At 71.0% G+C, this 17,983-nt stretch carries 18 protein-coding genes and 3 pseudogenes; 7 read left to right on the plus strand and 14 right to left on the minus strand.

The window, feature by feature from the left end; translation table 11 throughout:
• Positions 1–78: 78 nt before the first annotated feature.
• On the plus strand, positions 79–585 hold the full coding sequence (locus D0D15_RS25220; RefSeq protein WP_198958068.1) for a hypothetical protein: 507 nt from the start codon (positions 79–81) through the stop codon (positions 583–585).
• A 379-nt stretch (positions 586–964) separates the two neighbouring features.
• Here D0D15_RS25220 and D0D15_RS36660 read toward each other — a convergent pair whose 3' ends face one another.
• The 6 genes and pseudogenes from D0D15_RS36660 to D0D15_RS25245 form a co-directional block, all read right to left on the minus strand.
• Positions 965–1,087, minus strand: a complete 123-nt coding sequence (locus D0D15_RS36660; RefSeq protein WP_198958067.1) for a toxin-antitoxin system, antitoxin component, PHD family protein — start codon at positions 1,085–1,087, stop codon at positions 965–967.
• A gap of 136 nt (positions 1,088–1,223) precedes the next feature.
• The gene (locus tag D0D15_RS25230; protein WP_233156963.1) at positions 1,224–2,030 is read right to left on the minus strand and encodes a phosphotransferase family protein; all 807 of its coding nucleotides are present in this window, start codon (positions 2,028–2,030) and stop codon (positions 1,224–1,226) included.
• Positions 2,031–2,146: 116 nt separating this feature from the next.
• Positions 2,147–2,554, minus strand: a complete 408-nt coding sequence (locus D0D15_RS25235; RefSeq protein ID WP_094002557.1) for a RidA family protein — start codon at positions 2,552–2,554, stop codon at positions 2,147–2,149.
• A 198-nt stretch (positions 2,555–2,752) separates the two neighbouring features.
• On the minus strand, positions 2,753–3,223 hold the full coding sequence (locus D0D15_RS37900; RefSeq protein ID WP_369806715.1) for a serine hydrolase: 471 nt from the start codon (positions 3,221–3,223) through the stop codon (positions 2,753–2,755).
• 94 nt (positions 3,224–3,317) lie between these two features.
• Positions 3,318–3,599: pseudogene (locus D0D15_RS37905) on the minus strand (serine hydrolase domain-containing protein); the annotation flags it as partial.
• A gap of 174 nt (positions 3,600–3,773) precedes the next feature.
• Positions 3,774–4,607 carry an SDR family NAD(P)-dependent oxidoreductase gene (locus D0D15_RS25245; RefSeq protein ID WP_094002556.1) on the minus strand — a complete coding sequence of 278 codons (834 nt, stop codon included), beginning with the start codon at positions 4,605–4,607 and terminating at the stop codon, positions 3,774–3,776.
• 587 nt (positions 4,608–5,194) lie between these two features.
• On the opposite strand from D0D15_RS25245, the gene D0D15_RS25250 reads away from it, so the two are divergent.
• Positions 5,195–5,971, plus strand: coding sequence for an SDR family oxidoreductase (locus tag D0D15_RS25250; protein ID WP_094002555.1), 777 nt, complete (start codon positions 5,195–5,197; stop codon positions 5,969–5,971).
• Between the two features lie 98 nt (positions 5,972–6,069).
• On the opposite strand, the gene D0D15_RS25255 is transcribed toward D0D15_RS25250, so the two are convergent.
• The 5 genes from D0D15_RS25255 to D0D15_RS25280 all read right to left on the minus strand — a co-directional run bounded on the left by D0D15_RS25255 (position 6,070) and on the right by D0D15_RS25280 (position 11,670).
• On the minus strand, positions 6,070–7,401 hold the full coding sequence (locus tag D0D15_RS25255) for an MFS transporter (RefSeq protein WP_094002554.1): 1,332 nt from the start codon (positions 7,399–7,401) through the stop codon (positions 6,070–6,072).
• 16 nt (positions 7,402–7,417) lie between these two features.
• Positions 7,418–7,717 carry a hypothetical protein gene (locus tag D0D15_RS25260; protein WP_233156961.1) on the minus strand — a complete coding sequence of 100 codons (300 nt, stop codon included), beginning with the start codon at positions 7,715–7,717 and terminating at the stop codon, positions 7,418–7,420.
• 354 nt (positions 7,718–8,071) lie between these two features.
• Entirely contained in the window at positions 8,072–8,596 is a 525-nt protein-coding gene (locus D0D15_RS25265; protein ID WP_233156960.1) for a hypothetical protein, read from the minus strand.
• A gap of 1,157 nt (positions 8,597–9,753) precedes the next feature.
• Positions 9,754–10,620: a helix-turn-helix domain-containing protein gene (locus D0D15_RS25275; RefSeq protein ID WP_115944789.1), complete on the minus strand. Its 867-nt coding sequence runs from the start codon at positions 10,618–10,620 to the stop codon at positions 9,754–9,756.
• Positions 10,621–10,728: 108 nt separating this feature from the next.
• Complete coding sequence (locus D0D15_RS25280; RefSeq protein ID WP_094002552.1) at positions 10,729–11,670, minus strand: acyl-ACP desaturase; 942 nt, start codon at positions 11,668–11,670, stop codon at positions 10,729–10,731.
• Between the two features lie 172 nt (positions 11,671–11,842).
• On the opposite strand from D0D15_RS25280, the gene D0D15_RS25285 reads away from it, so the two are divergent.
• The 5 genes from D0D15_RS25285 (at position 11,843) to D0D15_RS25310 (ending at position 15,855) form a co-directional block, all read left to right on the plus strand.
• Positions 11,843–12,475: a hypothetical protein gene (locus D0D15_RS25285; RefSeq protein WP_233156959.1), complete on the plus strand. Its 633-nt coding sequence runs from the start codon at positions 11,843–11,845 to the stop codon at positions 12,473–12,475.
• Between the two features lie 524 nt (positions 12,476–12,999).
• Positions 13,000–13,371, plus strand: coding sequence for a hypothetical protein (locus D0D15_RS25295; RefSeq protein ID WP_143266116.1), 372 nt, complete (start codon positions 13,000–13,002; stop codon positions 13,369–13,371).
• Positions 13,372–13,880: 509 nt separating this feature from the next.
• Positions 13,881–14,210 (plus strand): putative quinol monooxygenase, encoded by a 330-nt coding sequence (locus D0D15_RS25300; RefSeq protein WP_094002550.1) that lies wholly within the window; start codon positions 13,881–13,883, stop codon positions 14,208–14,210.
• Positions 14,211–14,222: 12 nt separating this feature from the next.
• The gene (locus D0D15_RS25305; RefSeq protein WP_094002549.1) at positions 14,223–14,660 is read left to right on the plus strand and encodes a MarR family winged helix-turn-helix transcriptional regulator; all 438 of its coding nucleotides are present in this window, start codon (positions 14,223–14,225) and stop codon (positions 14,658–14,660) included.
• A 64-nt stretch (positions 14,661–14,724) separates the two neighbouring features.
• The gene (locus D0D15_RS25310) at positions 14,725–15,855 is read left to right on the plus strand and encodes an FAD-dependent oxidoreductase (protein ID WP_094002548.1); all 1,131 of its coding nucleotides are present in this window, start codon (positions 14,725–14,727) and stop codon (positions 15,853–15,855) included.
• Between the two features lie 50 nt (positions 15,856–15,905).
• Here D0D15_RS25310 and D0D15_RS25315 read toward each other — a convergent pair.
• From D0D15_RS25315 to D0D15_RS25325, 3 genes and pseudogenes are all read right to left on the minus strand, one after another.
• Positions 15,906–16,413 (minus strand): annotated as a pseudogene (locus D0D15_RS25315) (zinc-binding dehydrogenase); the annotation flags it as partial.
• Positions 16,414–16,563: 150 nt separating this feature from the next.
• The gene (locus tag D0D15_RS25320) at positions 16,564–17,601 is read right to left on the minus strand and encodes a flavin-containing monooxygenase (protein WP_115944787.1); all 1,038 of its coding nucleotides are present in this window, start codon (positions 17,599–17,601) and stop codon (positions 16,564–16,566) included.
• Between the two features lie 26 nt (positions 17,602–17,627).
• A pseudogene (locus D0D15_RS25325) lies at positions 17,628–17,983 on the minus strand (flavoprotein); the annotation flags it as partial.

Here is a 17,983-nt window from a genome sequence, read left to right on the forward strand (position 1 = left end):
GGCCGCAACCTCACCGACCGCACCCTCAAGACCAATGGCACGATAAGTCCTGATCCGAGCTGACGAATGGGAGACACCATGCAAGAACCGAGAAGCGCCGGAGCCATGGGGGCCGATTTTCCCTACACCCTCAAGACGATGTGCTACATCGAAGTCTTCGCAGACGGCAGCGTCCACTGGGGCGGGGATGACAACACCTACCACCGCGCACTCACCGGTACATCTCGCTTATTCGCGGTCTGGCCGGGAGAATGGTCGAGCCACCTCTTCGCCATCGACGACCTTGACCAGTACGCCCGGGCCTTTCGAATCATCCACGACGAAGCACGAACCGGGCTTACCGACCACGAACACCAAGTCCGCTGGTCAGTCAGCCCCCACGAGCAGAAGCCAACCGCCTCCTACATCAGCATCAACCTCTGGCTGGACTGCGGCTGCACAATCCGCGACTTGGAAACTTTCGCATCTCAAATGCGACAGCAGAAAGGCTGGCATATCGCCACCAGCGGCGGCTGGGGAAGCAGCGAAGACAGCACCGGACGAACCTACTCGATGAGGGCACGTCGCAAGAGCCTTGCAACCTAACTACGTCCCCAACAGCTATACAAGACGTGCCGACCCCAGTCCCCTGGCACAGCGAAAACCAAAGCGCGGAGAATGCATCACACTACGTCAGAGCGAGTCGATCAGCTTTCGGAGGGCTCGTGGCCAGTTCGAGGACGCACACGCTCACGCATAACGTGCTCCTCCTGCTCGTTGCCCCGACGGGAAACCCGTTGCTGGACGCGCGGGTGCTCAAGGTTGGCCTCCGTTGAACTGGACCAGACGACGGCTGGCGGTGGCGCGACGGGCGGTGCCGCGATCCACGTGGCGCCCCGTTTCGGGCTGACGGAATCTGACCCGGTCGCGGACACGATTCAATGCCCCCAGCAGCACATGCGCTTCAAAACCAGCCGCCACGGGGTCACGGCTCCCACGCCGCGAGCTCGTCGTCGGGCAGCGGCTCGGAGAACGACTCCGGAACACGGTAGGGCACGAAGCCCAATTCCCGTTCCGGCGGCTCCTGAATCGGGACCAACCGGGCCACCGGGACGTCTCCCCGCGCGATGACAACCTCCTCACCCCCTCGACATCAGCCAAGATTGCGGACAACCGCGTCTTGGCCTCCTGCACCTTCACCGTCCGCACCATACGGTCAATCGTGCTTGACCAACCATGGCTGGTCAACCTTGGTCAGCCTGCTCGTTGCCAATCTTGTGCTGGTGGATGCGGTGTAATGTCCAGCCCCGCGCCGCAGTGATGAGTGCCGGGCGGTGTGGCAGCGATTGGTCCCGCTCGAGCAGTTGCCAGATGCCCCAAATGGCGATGGCGAACGCCTTACGCGTGGCGGCCGGAGTGGATCGCCACGCCAGCACCGCCTCGGGCCAGCATTCCGCCGCGTCAGGGTGGTGGCCTGCGGCGATCAGCCGCGGAATGAGGAACGCCGTGTCGAGGGCGGGGTTGCCGCGCCGGGACCAGGCCCAATCCACGATCCGGGCACCGTCCTCGCCGACGAAGATGTTGAGCGAGTGCAGGTCGGTATGCACCAGGTGGTCGCCTGCGACCAGCTCGATCGCGCGCGCTTCCTCCGCCACCAGCTCGTCGAGATGTTCCCGCGCCCACGGATCGAGATCGGGCGGAGTGTCCTTCGCCAGCCTGCGCCAGGAGGCCAGTCTCGCCCACTGCTCGGCCACCAGCGGCGCCTGAACCGGGCACGCGGCCAGCTCCGCACCGAGGATGCCGAGCACGGGGACGATCTTTGCCAGGTCCGGCGCCCCGGGGGCAAGATCGGCGTGTCTACCAGGCACATGCTCGAACCCCAGCAACAGCCAGTCCTCGACCTCCACACTCCACCGCAGCCGCGGCGCGATGGCCGAGGGCAACCACCGATTGACCTCGGCCTCGTGGCGGTGCATCACTCCCCGGCGGCCACCGGCTTCGGCGATGCCCTTGCAGAAGATTCGTCCACCGTCCTGCGCCAGCAGCGCCACCCCAGTCGAACCCGCCCGACGACCACGCGTCGGGCACCTCGCATCGCCGTCACCACCGGCTCCGCCCCCGGCGTGTCCAGCCACCTGGTCGCGGAGCGCCGGGAACTCGGCGGGCCTCACCGCGGCACCGCGGCCATGGCCTCGACCTCCACCAGGAGGTCCGGCCGGGCCAGCGCGGCCGCCACGATCAGCGACTGCGCCGGCCAGTCACCGTCCGGGTACCAGCGGGTGAAGGTCCGCTTCACCACCGTGCGGAAGCCGGGCAGGTGCTCGGCGCCGGCCACCATGCTGAACACCTTCACCACGTGCCCCGGCTGCGCGCCCGCCGCCGCCAGGAGCCGCTCCAGGTTGGCGAACACCGCCTCGGTCTGGGCCTCGGCGTCGGCACCGGCGAGCGAGCCATCGGGCAGCACGCCGACCTGCCCGGAGATCACCACCAGCTCGTGCCCGGACGGCACCTGGGCCAAGTGGCTGTACATCCCGATGGGCGCGGCGACGGTGTCCGGGTTCCAGCGCCGGATCATGCGTTCTCCTCAGTTCGTCCGACAGTGGTGGGGTAACGGTCGTCGGCGAGGCACGACGAGTTCCACGCCGGTCATCAAACCCATCCCGCGGACCTCGCCGACGAGCGGGTAGCCCTCCACGATCGCGCGCAGGCCGGTCATCAGGTGCCCGGGATGAGGACGTCATCGTCCAGGCGGGCCAGCTCGGTCCGCTCGGCCTCACCCAGCTGGCCAGAGGCCGCCGTCGTCGTCCTGGGTCACCGTGAGGTCGGCGACCTCGCTGGAGTAGGTGCGCCGAGCCCCCAGGCGGTGCCCATCAGCCCGAGCGGCGGCAGGAGGACCTGCCGCTCCTGCATCGCCTTCACTCTGCCCGGGCTGAGCAGCGCCGTCCCATCCGGGGCGGTGCGCCGGAGAGGTGCAGGCGGGCGAAGGCCAGCAGGTCCCGTGGCCGCATCGCCGGCGCCGAGCCGGCCGGCGCGTTGGAGCGGGCCAGCGACCACACCGGGGCAGGCTGCCCGCCCGGCAGATGCCCGACCGCGGCGCGATCGCCTCGTCGGCGTTCGTCGCGAAGTGCGTGAGGCCGAGCGGGGTGGCCGGGTGGTCGTGCAGGCACTGGTCGTAGGGCTTGCCGCGCAGCACCTCGACGATCCGGCCGAGCACGACGAAGGCCGCGTTGTTGCAGGAGAACATCTCCCCCGGCGGGAACAGCTGGTCGGTCCCCGCCCAGGGTCGCGACGTACCTCTCGACGCAGTCGTCGCCGCGGCCGGTGTCGGTGAACGGGTCGCCCTCGAAGCCGGACGTGTGGCACATCAGCTGGCGGACGGTGATCGCGGCGGCGGCGCTGGAGTCCGGCGCCCGGAACTCCGGCAGGTACCGGCGCACCGGCGTGTCCAGGTCGAGTGCGCCCTCCTCGGACAGCTGCATGGCGAGCGTGGTGGTCCAGACCTTGGTGATGGACCCGATCTGGAACACCGAGTCCGGGGTGGCCTCGACCCCGGTCGCCCGGTTCAGCACCCCGGCGGCCGCGTCGGCGACCTCGCCGCCCACGGCGGGCGCACCGGGCATCTCACGCGCCTCGGCCAGGATCGCATCCGAGCCAGCCGGTGATCTCGTCCAGGTTCGCCATCTGGTCACGGTAGCGGCGCCGGTGGCGGAGAAGTTCGTTCGCGCGCACGAACGCGGCCCCGCGGATCGGTCGTTCCGGACGAATCCGCGGGGCCGCGATCGGGACGGTCCACCTCAGTCCCGGTGGGCGGTCGCGATGGACTTCTCCCGCCAGGGCTCGGTGTCCTCGGCGATCCGGTCGACCTTCACCTGCCAGCGGTCGAGCGCGTCCCGGCCGACCAGCAGGTGGGTGGGCAGCTTCTCCTGGCCGGTGACCTCGCAGATCAGCGCCGCGCCCTGGACCGGGTCGCCCAGCTGGGTGTGGTTGGCCTCGCCGACCCAGTCCAGCGTCGTGTGTGCCGGGGTGCCGTCGTAGGCGGCGATCCGGTTGTCCGGCAGGGACAGTGAGCTGGCGTCGAGGAAGTCGGTGCGGAACACGCCCGGTTCGACGACCATGCTCTGGATCCCGAACGGCGCCAGCTCCACCGACAGCGCCTCGCTGATGCCGGCCACCGCGAACTTCGACGCGCTGTACACGCTCACCCCGGGCTCACCCTCGAAACCCGACCGGGATCCGATGTGGACCAGCTTCCCGCCACGCGCCTCGCGCATGTAGGGCAGCACCGCGCGGGTGACGTTGATCAGCCCGAACACGTTGAGGTCGAACAGCGACCGCGCCTCGTCGTCGCTGATCTCCTCCAGCGCGCCCAGCAGACCGCGGCCGGCGTTGTTGACCAGCACGTCGATGCCGCCGAACCGGTCGACCACGGACTCCACCGCGGGGGCGATCGCGGCGGTGTCGGTGACGTCCAGCGCGACCGGGAACACGCGGCCGCCGGTCTTGAGGTCGTCCGGGAGCCGGTCCGGGTTGCGGACCGCGACCGCCACCGTGTCCCCGCCGGCGAGCGCCGCGCGGGCGATCTCCGCGCCGAGGCCGCGCGACGCGCCGGTGATCAGCCAAGTAGCCATTTCCTCGTGTCTCCTTTCGCTTCGGCGTTGTGCCTGTGCCACCACTCAACCAACGGGGAGCGGCGAAAAGGGCGCCGAACAGGGCCTCGCTCATCCTGGGACGGAATGGGCCACCCAACCGCCGCGCGTGGTGCGCGCCGCGGGGAACCCTGGCTGGATGACCACCCGTCAGCGCGCGCCGTCGGCAGCCCGGAACCTGCTGACCGCGCGCTCGTCCCGGCCGGGTCCTGCTGGTCCAGACCGCCGAACCGGGATCAGCGTCGGAAGCGGCCCAGGTGCGTGGCATGATCAGTCCGCGGCGGCCGGCCAGGCCTGGATGTCGTCGTCGGCCTGGTGGCGCGCGGTATCGGCGCGCCCGGAGGGCAGTCCATGCCGATCCACTACCGCCTGGGCGCCCCGCTCGCCTGGATCCCCGGCGGGATCAGGCGCGGCCCGCTGTCGCTGCCGGTGCGCTTCACCCGGCGCGGCTGGGGGGATCATCCTGTCCCCCGACAACAGAGGCGCTGTTGTGGCCCCATTTCCGGCCCCCGGACTGGTTGTGTGAAGGCATCGGGACGAAAACCCGCAACCGGAAAGGAACAATCGTCATGTCGCAGGTCATCACCGGAACCCCGCTCGCCGGCCGGGTCGCCGTCGTCACCGGCGCCAGCAGCGGGATCGGCGCGGCCACCGCGGAACGGCTCGCCGCGCTCGGGGCGAAGGTCGCGGTCGCCGCGCGCCGCAAGGACAACCTCGGCGACCTGGTCGCCCGGATCACCGCCGCCGGCGGCACCGCGCTCGCCGTCCCGCTGGACGTCACCGACCGCGACGCCGTCACCGCGGCGGCCACGCAGGTGACCGATCAGCTGGGCCGGGCCGACCTGGTCGTCAACAACGCCGGCGTGCAGCTGATCTCCCCCATCGAGGACCTGAAGGTCGACGACTGGCAGCGCCAGATCGACCTCAACATCACCGGGGTGATGAACGTCCTCGCCGCGTTCGTGCCGCACCTGGTCGCCGCCGCGGACGCGGGCGGGCCCGCGGACCTGATCACCACCTCCTCGATCGCCGCAACGCGGATCCTGGAGAAGTTCTCCGTCTACTCCGGCACGAAGGCCTACCTCAGCCACTTCAGCCGGCTCGCGCGCGTCGAGCTGGGCCGGAAGATGGTGCGGGTGTCGGCGATCGAGCCGGGCATGGTCGACACCGAACTGCCCGACCACGTCACCGACCCGGATGCCAGCACGCTGATGGCGGACCTGCTGCGCGACATCGAGTGCCTGAGCCCGGCCGACGTGGCCGAGACTGTTGCGTTCATCGCCGCGGCGCCCCGGCACGTCAACCTCAGCGAGATCACCATCCTGCCGACCGCCCAGCCGGTCTGAGCGGCTCGGAGCGCGCCGTCCGTCCTAACCGGACGGCGCGCCGAGCAGCCGCTGCTGTCGTTACTCGCCAGGCTGGTCATCGGCCGCTGGTCGCCTCGTCACGACTGGTGCCGCCTGCGCCGGGAGGCGTTCATCCCCGCCGCCGGCACGATGGTGACCAGTGCCAGCACCCCGGCCGTCCAAGCGGCGGTGGAATAGCCGGAGTCGGTGGCGGCGAAGCTGCCGGCGGCGGTGTGCGCGGCAAGGATCAGGCCGCTGACCGCGCTGCCGAGGGAGAAGCCACCGACGCCGAAGCCCAGCACGCCCATGACCACGATCGGCCACACCACACCCAGTCCGCGGACGCCGGCGAACAGCACGCACGCGAGAGCGATCACGAAACCGTTGGCGGTCAGCAGGCCGAACGGGCTGACCTTCTCCCGCATCTTCGGCGTCACGTGGCCGGCGACGAAACCCAGCACCGAGAACGGGACCAGCACCAGACCCGCCTCGACGTCGGTGAGCCCGTACCCGTAGCCGGCCTGCGAGGGGGTCTGCACGAAGCGGGTGACCAGGGTGAAGAGCAGGTACATGGCGATACCGGAGACGAACATGACCACGTTGGCGCCCGCCACCGCCGGATGCCGCAGCGCGGTCAGGTCCACCAGCGGGCGCGCCGCCTTCCGCTCGACGAGGACCCAGGCCGCCAGCGCCACGGCGCCGGCGAGCAGGATCAGCACGACCGGGAGCGGGTCGCTCGACCACCGGCTCGACTGGCTGGTCACCAGCAGCACCGCCACCAGGCCGGCGGAGAGCAGGGACGCGCCCAGCCGGTCCACCGGTTCCTTCGCCGGCGCGGCTCCGGTGTCCCGCGGGACGGCGACCACGGCGGTGATCAGCGCGGCCACGGCGACCACCACGCCGAGCAGGTAGGCCACGCGCACGCCGCCGACCTGGGCCGGCAGGCTCGCGATCGGGTAGCCGACGCCGACGGTGGAGGCCACCGACAGCATCGCGATCGTGCTCACGGCTCGGTCGCCGAGGTGCTGGCGGGCGGTGGCCATCATCAGCGCGGTCAGGCCCAGACCGACGCCCTGCGCGGCACAGCCTGCCAAGATCACCGCGAACGGCGCGGGCACCACGGTGGCCACGCTGCCCAGCGCCACGACGGCGAGCGTGGCCAGGACGACCTTCCGCCGCCGGTGGGCGGAGCCGAGGCGGCCGAGCAGGGGGGTGGCCACGGCACCGGTCAGCAGCGTGATGGTCAACGTCCATTGCGCGGTGGACAGCGACACGTCGTACTCCTCGGCCACGGACGTGATCAGCGGTGCGCCCAGGCTGCCGATCGCCGCGACCACCAACGCGATGAACACCAGTGCCGCCACCAGGAGGGTGCCGCCGCGAGCGGCACCCTCGGCCTGGCCGGTCGCAGGCGTCGAGGAAGCACTCACTGGTTGTTCTCCTCGGTCAGGTGCTGAACAGCCCCGCGTTGATGCGGGTGCGGATGCCACGGGCCCACATCCTGGCCATGTGCTCGCGCACCACCTCGCGGACCTCGTGGTCGGCGCAGGCGGCGAAGGCCTGCAGCTGCACCAGCAGCCCAGTGCGGTCGGCGAGAGCGCTGTCGTAGTACCCGCCCATGACCTTGACCGAGCCCGTCCCGGACGTGTGCTCCGCGGCGCGGTCCATACCTTCGATGAGCCGCGTGAACGCGCGCCGCACCACCTGCGGGAACAGCGCTTTCTTGGTGCCGAACAACCGGAACACGCAGGCCTGCGAGATCCCCCGCGCGACGGGCGAGCGTCTCCATCGACGCGCCGTGCAGCCCAGCCGCGGCGAACTCCTCGGCGGCCAGCTCCAGCAGCTGTTCGCGCCGTTGCTCGGCTGACTACTAACAACCCCGGAGGCGGTGGTGGAAATTTCGGAAGCGACGAGAAGCGGCGTCACAACGGCCCGACCGGCGCGAGATGACGCAGGGCGGCGGCGAGCATCGGGCCGTGCAGCCCATGCCCGCACCAGCCGTCCTGTGTCGGTGGCCGCGCTCGCCGAGCGCGCAGCCCCGTGCTCCGCTGTGGTGAAGGGGACCCTCGCGCGTGTGTGGGTGCCGTGCTGCTCGGTTGCCTACCGTGGGCGGTTGAACCAGGCGCCGGCCTGTGCGGTGACCATCAACGCCAGGATGATGCCGCCGCAGGCGAGCCCGATGACCGGCCCGCCCGCGAAGATGAGGCCGAAGCCGTCCCCGAGGCCCAGGATGCCCAGGCAGGCCACGATCATCAGCGATGCGTACACGATCGTGGTGACCCGGACACCTCTGCCGCCGGTGGCGAACTTCGTCCCCAGGACGATCGACAGCGCCCCCAGGCCCAGCAGCACACTGACGAGGGCGACGGCATCGGCGATGCTGCCGCCGTTGCCAGCGATGATGCCGGCCGAGAAGCTGGCGACCAGCGCACCGACGGTGAGCTGCACGCCACCCATGACGAACAGGAGTACCCGCGCCCCCCTCATCAGCCCGGGCATGTCCCTCGGATGGCCCAGGTAGCCGCCGTAGGAGCTGTTCGGGGCACCGGATCTCATGGTGGCGTCTCCTCCGTCGAACCAGCTGAGCAGGGCGATACCACGCCAACAACCCGAGACGGCGCGCACCGACGCCAATATGCACCATCCAGGGCTGGGCCAAAACCGTTGTCCGAACACCCGCCCGCTAACCGGCTCCACCACCGTCAACCGACCCACCTGGACCACCACACTGCACTGTCCGGTTGGACCACATCGCACTGCCCCACAAGCGGCCGCGGCGCCGGTTTGTGGACCACATATGCAGGCCCGGTCGTCCTGGGGCGTGAGCTGGTGGTGCTCCCGCAGCAGCTTCCCGGCGCTCCTCGGCGAGCTGCACCGGGCACCTGCACGAGAACGTGCACGCTGGCTCGCTCGCCGAGTGGCTCACGACCTGGGACGTCCCCGGCGGGTCGCCCTCCCCGAAGGCGGTCGAACTCGTCCACGCCGCACTGGGCCGGCCGTGGTGAGCGAATCGCAGGAGGAGCGGCCGCGGCGGTCCCGGCAGGCAGGAAATGCTTCACCCCACCGCGTGCCTGCAGGGACGCGACCTCGGACGGCCGGCCCTCTTCCGATTTGGCCGGCGTGCGTGCCCAGCGGATCCCCTGCGCCAGCAGGGTCACCGCGATCACGACGAACGTGATCACCAGGATCTCGTTCCGGAAGGGGAACGGCGCCCCGCCCAGCGTCGCCGGCGACAGAGCCACGGCCAGCGCCACCGCACATCCCCGCCCAGCCCAGCACCACGCGCACACGGGCCGGCGACCGCAGCTCCCGCTGGCGCGGGCGCCGGTCCACCAGCCGCAGCAGGCAGGGCGTGGTGAACACGAACGCCAGGCGCACCAGCAGGACGACCACCGCGACCGCGACGCCCCGCCCGGCCAGCACCAGCGCCTCCGACGGCCCGATCTCGGTGAACAGCGGCAAGCTGGGCGCCCGCCGCCGCGACGGCGATGAGCACCAGGAGCGCGTCGGTGTCCCTGGTCCCCTTCAGCCCCTCAGCCCCAGCAGGCCCAGGGCCAGCGCCACCCCGCCCTCGAGCTGCTGCCCAGTGGTCACGTCCCGCGAGGCCGACAGGTGGGGGCGGCGCGACGTGCACGACCCGCCCGCCTGCGGCCAGCAACGCCGGTGTCAGCCGTTCGGTGAGCAGGGCCGCGGCGAGGTAGCCGTCCGTCCGATGCCACTGGCGCCGGTGAGGGCCATGGTGTCTCGGTTCATGCCCCCAGCCAAGCGAGATCCGGGGCGCATCAGCGCACCGGCAGCTCGCGGTCCTGGTTCTCCGTGCTGTGCCAGTTGGCCAGCAGGCGCATCGAGTTTTCCGACGCCGAGCCCGGTTCGGTGGTGTAGACGAACAGGATCTGGTCCGGGTCGCCCGCCGGGTGCAGCGCCTGGTATTGCACGGTCAGGTCGCCGACCAGCGGGTGGTGGTAGCCCTTGGAGCCGGTGGTGCGCCGGTGCACCTTGTGGTCCGACCACCATTTCCGGAACTGTTCGGAGTGGATGGACAGCTCACCGATCAACGCCGACAGCTGCGGGTCGTCCGGGTAGCGGCCGGCGTCCAGGCGCAACATGGCGACGGTGTCGGCGGCGACGGCCTCCCAGTCCTGGTACAGCTCACGGGCGTGCGGGTCGAAGAACACGAACCGCGCCTGGTTCCGGTCGGCGGCGGGCAGCGCCCGGAAGTCGGTGATGAGGGCGCCCGCGAGCCGGTTGTGCGCGAGCACGTCCAGGCGCCGCCCCAGCACGAACGCCGGCGAGTGCACCTCGTCCAGCATCTCCACCAGGCGCAGCGTCGCCGGATCCACCCGCTGCGGCCGCGCGCGCCGTTTGCGCACCGCGGGTTCGGGGCGGCCCAGGTCCATCAGGTGCTGGCGCTCGGCGTCGGTCAGCCGCAACGCGGTCGCCAGGGCGTCCAGCACCTCGGCCGAGGCGCTGCGGCTGCGGCCCTGCTCGAGGCGGGTGTAGTAGTCCACGCTCACACCGGCCAGCTGCGCCAGCTCCTCGCGCCGCAACCCCGGCACCCGCCGCCGGGCCGAGCCGTCCAGGCCCAGCTCCTCGGGGCTGACCCGGGACCGGCAGGTTCGCAGGAACTGCGCCAGCTCACCGCTCTTCATGCCGCTCATGGACCCGATTCTGCCCACCGGTGGCCACCCGGCGCGCGGTGAAGGTGGCCCATCTTGTCCCCCCGTCACGGGGGGCCGTGCTGGACGCCGGGCCGGGAGTCAGGCGAGCGGGCGACCACGCGCGGCGTCGCGGGCGAGCGCGGCCGCTCGGCGGTCCTCGAACCGCGAGGCCTGCGCGTCGAGTCCAGTGAGGAACGCGGCGAGCTCGTCGCGGGCGGTCTCACCGACCTGCCCCAGGCCTTCCAGCTCGAAGACCTTCCAGTACCGCAGCAGCGGCATCACGACGTCGTCGTGGTGGATGCGCAGGTCGTAGATCCCGGCCTTGGCGATCAACGCGGCCTTGCGCGCGAAGCTCGGGATGACCGCGCCCGGCATCGCGAAGTCGAGGACCTCGTCGGTGATGGCCCGCATCATCGCGTCCGGCGAGATCTCCAGCGCCGCCTTCACCAGGTTGCGGTAGAACACCATGTGCAGGTTCTCGTCCGTGGACACCCTGGCCAGCAGTTTCTCCGCCAGCGGGTCCTGGGTGTAGCGCCCGGTGTTGCGGTGCGACAGCCGCGTCGCGAGTTCCTGGAACGACACGTAGGCGCACACCCGCAACAACGGCTTGTCCCCGCTGTCGTAGCCGGCCTGCATGGTCTCCATGCGCATCCGCTCCAGCTCGACCGGGTCGACCGCGCGGGTCACCAGCAGGTAGTCGCGGATGCAGATGCCGTGCCTGCCCTCCTCCGCGGTCCACCGGTGCACCCAGGTCCCCCACGCCCCGTCCCGGCCGAACGCGCGCTCGATCTCCCGGTGGTAGCTGGGCAGGTTGTCCTCGGTCAGCAGGTTGACCTCCAGCGCCGTCCGCGCCACCGGCGACACCCGCGACTGCGCCGGGTCCCACGCCTCGCCACCCAGATCCGCGAAGTTCCGGCCCTCGCTCCACGGCACGAACTCGTGCGGCATCCAGTCCTGGGCCGCGGCGAGATGGCGGTTGAGGTTCTCTTCGACCGTCCCTTCCAGCTCGTACATCAGGCGGGTGGTGTCGGGAAGCGTCATGCGCACGTCCTTCGGGTGGCGGCCAGGAACCTACGAGGCCGTAAGTTACGGTCCCGTAGGTACTGACAACGCGCGAGCGCCTCGACGGGTTCCCGCCGAGCGCCCCCGGTGCCACATCACACCCGGCGACGGCACCGCCCGTCCGGAGCCGGAACGGGTCACAATGGAGGACATGAAGAGGGGGTTTCGCGACTGTCTGCTGGCCTTGCTGAGCGTCGTGACGCTGGCGGTCCCGTCGGCCGCCGCGATCACGACGAGCGGAGCGCCGCAGGCCGCCGGGCCGCCGCCGGTCGTGCCGGGTTGCGAACAGGGCTGCGAAACCACGTTCTCCGCTGCGCTGCCCGGCGGGCACCGGCTCGACGGGCTGCACGGAGCCGGCGGCAACGTGCTGGCGTACTGGGACGGCGCAAGCCTGGTCGACACGGCACAGGTCCGCGGCAGCGACGGGCAACCCTACGAGCGGGTGACGGCCGGGCTCTGCGGCGCGGCGCGTTGTTCGGTCGCGTTCGAGTACGGCGCGCACTCCGCCGCCGTCGCGACGCTGCGGGTCGATACGAAGATCACGGTGGACACCGCGGTGGAGGGCGTCTCGGCCGACGTGCGCGACCTCAACGCCGACGGCCTGCCGGACGCCGCGGTGCGGCAGAGCACGTACGAGCCCAGCTTCGCGCTCGCGCCGCTGTACTGGGTGACCTACGTGCAGCAGGACGACCACCTGGTGCCCACCGGCTGCACGACACCGGTGCAGGCCTACGAGCCGGCCCCGCTCACCCCGGCGACCGGCCCCTGCCCGACGAACGTCTAGCCCGACTCGACGCCGGTCGGGCTGGACTCCCGGATCCGAGTCCGCGAAGCACACTGAGGTACCGGAGCGGAAGTCAGCAGGACCACGCGGTGGAGCGAGGCTGGGCCGAGTCCATCGGGCCGGCCGCGCGGCGGCCTCCGCATACGGGACCGCGCCGGTGGAAACCCCGATGACGAGGTCGTATGCCTCATCCGCGGGCGCGTCGAGACGAGACCGGTCAGCCCGTAGAACACGAAGGCGGCCATCCAGCTCAGCCGCTTGTTGCCATCGATCACGGAGGTCGGGGTAGGCGCTGCGCAGCAGGCCCGCAGCTCGTCGCCGGCTGGCAGCGCTGCTCGAGCTGACACCGGAGGGGCGCCCGTCTACGCCACCTTGGGCCGCAACGCCCGCCAATGAACCACCCCGCCGCCGACCTGCCCGGCCGCCCTGCTGCCCCGCTGCGCCCCGGCGGACCCAGCCGCGCTGCGAAGCACGCCCGTCCCAACCGCCCATCGGCGAGCGGACCATGACCTAGGCTTCGAGCCGTGCACAGACTCAGGGTTGGCGTGGAGTTCGGCTGCTGGCCGGTATGGGAGGAGCGCCAAGACGGCGTGGCGAATGTGCCGCCGGCCGCATTGCCGATCAGCAGCTTGCTGCGCACTGACCTCGAACGGTGGGCGGCGTGGTACGAGCAGCAGTACGACTCGGCGAACCCCGTCGATTCCGGGTTCGACGACCGCGCGGAGGCGATCCGCTTCAACCAGGCGGGCGAGGAGCTGAGGCGGCGGCTTGCGGACGAGCTGGAGGGAGTGGCCTCGGTGACGTTCCGGCCGTATCCGGTGCATCGCGAACCGGCGCCGATCCGGCAAGCGCGAACCGGCATCGACCAGGACGATGCCGGGGCCGAGCCGTTCTAGCTGCGCGGCGGCGAACCGGCTGTGGTCATCGACGGGTTCGACTTCGTCGTCACCGTGCCGGAGGCGAGCCACAACTCGAAGGATCCCGGCAAGAAGAAGCGGCTCATCCATCGGGCAGGGCGAGGCCATCCGGCTCGCGTTCTGCGCATACACCGGCTTGGGCTGCGCCGCCGGGTGATCGGCGTGACCCGGCAGGGTCTGACCAGCGACGGACCGTTGTCGCGGGTCGCAAGCGGGGCAGTCCTCGAGCCGGAGGGTGCCGGTCGGCGTCATCGGAGCCAACGGGCGCGAGACGAACTACTGCCGCAGCCATCCCTGGGCACCCCCGCCGCCGCTGGTCCACCACCGACAAGCCGCTCCAGCGGCGCGAGGCGGCTTCTGGCGAGGCTCGCGCGTAAAGCCCGTCCTCGGCGCGGACCTCACCTGCATCTCCTTGACACTTAGAACTCTAACGTTTAGAGTTCTAAGTGTTAGTCCGACAGGGCGAGCACCCGAGAAAGGAGCACGAGATGCATGCGAAGCAGCCGGGAATGGTGTTGAAGGTCAAGGCGAAGCCCGGAATGGGGGACGAACTGTTCCAGGCCTGCCACGAGCAACACTTCAACGGCGACCCGGACGGCCCGGTCGAGTGGGTCCTCGCCCGCTCGGACGAAGATCCCGACGTCATGTGGGCCTTCGAGTTCTACCGGGACGACGCGTCGTTCGACCGCCACTACTCGAGCGCCGCGCTCCAGGAAGGGCAGTTCGACGAAGGGCACCAGCGGATCGCCGACCTCGTCGCCGACGGTGCCGAGGAATGGGGCGTCCGGACGCCGGTGCACATCGTCTCCTCCAGCTGAGAAGGTCGAAGCATGGAGACGACACCGACCGGCAGCCTCGATCTGATGCGCTGGATCGTCTGGGCGCAGCGGAAAAGCGGCGAGGACTGGATCCGGGAGCGCGGGCTCACCCACGAGCAGAGCGCCGCGCTCGTCTACCTGGTCCGCAACCCCGGGGCGATCCAGCGGGACATCGCCCGGATGAGCCGCACCAGCGCGGCGAGCGTGACCAGCCTCCTGCAGGGGCTCGAGCGCCGCGGTTTCGTCGAGCGGCGCACCGAGCCCGGCAACGAGCGCAGCAAACGCGTCTACGCGACACCGGCGGGAAGCGAACTGATCGCCGGGTTCGAGACCGCGATGACCGGCATCGAGGAGTCGATCCTGGCCCCGCTGGACCAGGCGGAGCGCGCCACCCTGCAGGCCCTCCTCACGAAGATCGCCGCGGATCTGCCGCAGCCGGCCCCGTCCTGACCCGCCACCCCGCCACCCCACGTCCGCGCCGCGCCGGCCTGGACCTGCCCGGAAGAAGACCATTATGAACACCCCTCACGTCACGATCATCGGGGCAGGACTCGGCGGCCTCACGCTCGCCCGCGTCCTGCACCTCCACGGAATCCCGGCCACGGTCTACGAAGCCGAGCCCGCGCCGACGGCCCGCACGCAGGGCGGGATGCTCGACATCCACGACTACAACGGGCAGCTCGCCATCGAAGCGGCCGGCCTGATGGACGAGTTCCGCGGCATCGTCCTCCACGGCCGCCAGGCCATGCGGATCCTCGCCCCGGACGGGACCGTCCTGCTCGACAAGCCCGACGACGGCACCGGCGGACGACCCGAAGTGCAGCGCGGCGACCTGCGCCGGATCCTGCTCGACTCACTCCCCGGCGGCACCGTGCAGTGGGACCGAAAGGCCGTCGGCACCCGCTCCCTGGGCGACGGGCACCACGAGGTGACCTTCGCCGACGGCGGCACCATCACCACGAGCCTGCTCGTCGGAGCGGACGGCGCGTGGTCACGGGTGCGGCCGTTGCTCTCCGATGCCACACCCGAGTACACCGGGATGTCCTATGTGGAGACCTACCTGTTCGACGTCGACACCCGGCACCCGGCTGCCGCGCGAGCCGTCGGCAGCGGCTCCATGGCCGCACCCGCGACGGGCGGCAAGGGGATCCAGGCCCACCGGGAAAAGGGCGAGACCATCCACACCTACGTCGTACTCCGCGAACCGCTGGAGTGGTTCGAGACCATCGACTTCGCCGACGGCGCGGCCGCGGCCGCACGGATCGCGCAGGAGTTCGACGGGTGGGCACCCGAGCTCACCGCACTGATCACCGACGGCGACGTCCCACCGCTGCTGCGTCCCATCTTCACCCTGCCGCTCGGGCACAAGTGGGAGCGGGTACCCGGGGTGACCCTGCTCGGCGACGCCGCGCACCTCCTGACGCCGAACGGCGAAGGCGCCAACAGCGCCATGTACGACGGCGCCGAACTCGGCAAGGCCATCGCCGCCCACCCCGGCGACATCGAAACCGCCCTCACGCAGTACGAGGAAGCCATGTTCCCGCGCAGCGTGGAGTTCGGCTCCATCGGCGCGGAACTCCACGACCTCGACGGCGACGACGCGGCCGCGGGCCTGATCAAGCTCTTCACGGAGAACGGCGACTGAAACGCCGGAGCCCACGATCCGGGGCAGAGCTTCGACGCCCGCCCGCGGCGTCAGACGGTGAGGACGAGCTTGCCCCGCAGGTGACCGGCGTCGAGCAGGCGGTGCGCGTCTGCGATCCGGTCGAACGGGAACACCTCCTGCACGTGGACCCGGAGCTCGCCCCGTTCCACAAGGTCGACGAGCCCGCGGAGGGCGACCGGATCCGGATCGACCGCGATGCCGCTGAACCGCATGCCCGCCGGCGGTCGTGATCACGTACGCGCCGAGCGCCTTCGCGATCCGGATCGCGACGTGGCCGACCAGACCCTGCCACGCCGTCAGCCCGACGACCGGCAGCGCCGCAGCCTCCACATGCGACAACGAGGCCGGCTTGCACACCAGGTGCAACGCCGGGGCCGCCACGAATTCCGCGTACGCGTTCGCCGCACGGGGGAACAGCGGCATGCCGAACACCTCGTCACCGGGCCGCAACCGGTACGTCCTGGCCTCTTCGACGACACCGCTGATGTCCCAGCCGGGCACGAACGGAAGCGGCTGCGGCAGCGGGAATTCACCGGAGGGTCGTGCTCGCCGGTCTCAGCAAGGGCCCGGTCCGCCACGGTGAGCTCGTCGACCGCCACGCCTACGCCGAGGTGCCGCCCGCGCCGAGTACGCACTCACCCCGCTCGGCGAGACGCTGATCGGCCCGATCCACACGCACCCGACCGCTCACCGCCTTAGCAGCCGCCGGGCGAGGTAGGCCGCGTCGCGGCCGACGCCGCGGATGGTCGCGGAGGAGAAGCTGCGCTGCCACTCCAGCCCGACGAACCCGAGCCCGGGATGGGTGGTGGACAGGCCACGGTGCTGCTTGGGCATCCCGGCCGGGCCGAGGGCACCGAGCTTGTCCAAGTAGGACAGTCCGGGGCGGAACCCGGTCGCCAGGAGGATGGTGTCGACCCGTTCCCGGGTTCCGTCGGACCAGGTCACGGTGTCGCCGTCGATGGCGGTGAACATCCGGCGCTGGTCTGGTGCGCCGGCGTCGATCGCGGCGCGGTAGCCGCCCGCGTCCTGGACGGGCATGCCCGGCTTGGTGCGCAGCCAGGGGCCGATGGGCAGGGCGTCGAATCCGGTGACGGTGAGCCAGAAGTGCACGTCCCGCCCGAGCGGTTTCCGGGGGGCGTAGCGGATCGGGTGGCGGGTGGCGAGGGTGACGCGGGCGTGCGGCGCGAGGTCGATCGCGATCTGGACGGCGGAGTTGGCCGCGCCCACCACCACGATCCGCTGCCCGGCGAAGGGGCTCGGCTCGCGGTAGTCGCCGGAGTGCAAGACGGTCCCGGTGAACTCGTCGAGTCCGGGGAGCGCGGGCCGGTGTGGCGTGGTGAACGCGCCGGTCGCGGCGATGACGATCGGCACGGACAGCTCCTCGCCGCTGTCGGTCGAGACGACGAACCGGTCGCCGGGCCGGGTCACGGCGGTGACCCGGTGGCCGGTGCGGATGTCGGCGTGCAGGGCCGCGGCGTAGCGGCGGAGGTAGTCGATCACCTCGTCGCGGTGCGGGTAGTGGTCCGGGTCGCCGGGGAACGCCATCCCGGGAAGCGAGCTGTAGCGGGCCGGGGAGAACAGGTGGAGGCTGTCGTAGTAGTGCGGCCACGATCCGACCGGCTCGTCGCCGGCCTCCAGCAGGACCGGCTCCAGCCCGCGGACCTTGAGGGCGTGGACGGCGGCGAGACCGGCTTGACCGCCGCCGATCACGATGGCATCAGGCATGACGACGCAACCCTTTCGGCCCGCCGTCACCGGTCTGCCGAGGGGGCGGACAGCGAGATCAGCTCCGGGTCGGCCGAACCACCGCAGCACCCGCCCGGGGAGGCGTCCGCGGCGGGTTCGTCGAACAAGCCGGCCCCGCCGCAGACGCCGGTCTCGGCCAGGACCAGCTCCACCCGTCCGGCGGCCTCGTGGTCCCCGGCCAGCGCGGCGGCGATGGAGCGGACCTGCTCGTAGCCGGTCATCGCGAGGAACGTCGGGGCGCGGCCGTAGCTCTTCATCCCGGCCAGGTACACGTTCGGCTCCGGGTGCGCGAGTTCCTTCGCGCCGTGCGGGTAGACGGTGCCGCAGGAGTGCACGTTCGGGTCGATCAGCGGCGCGAGCG

Source organism: Amycolatopsis thermalba (assembly GCF_003385215.1).
GTDB lineage: Bacteria > Actinomycetota > Actinomycetes > Mycobacteriales > Pseudonocardiaceae > Amycolatopsis_E > Amycolatopsis_E thermalba.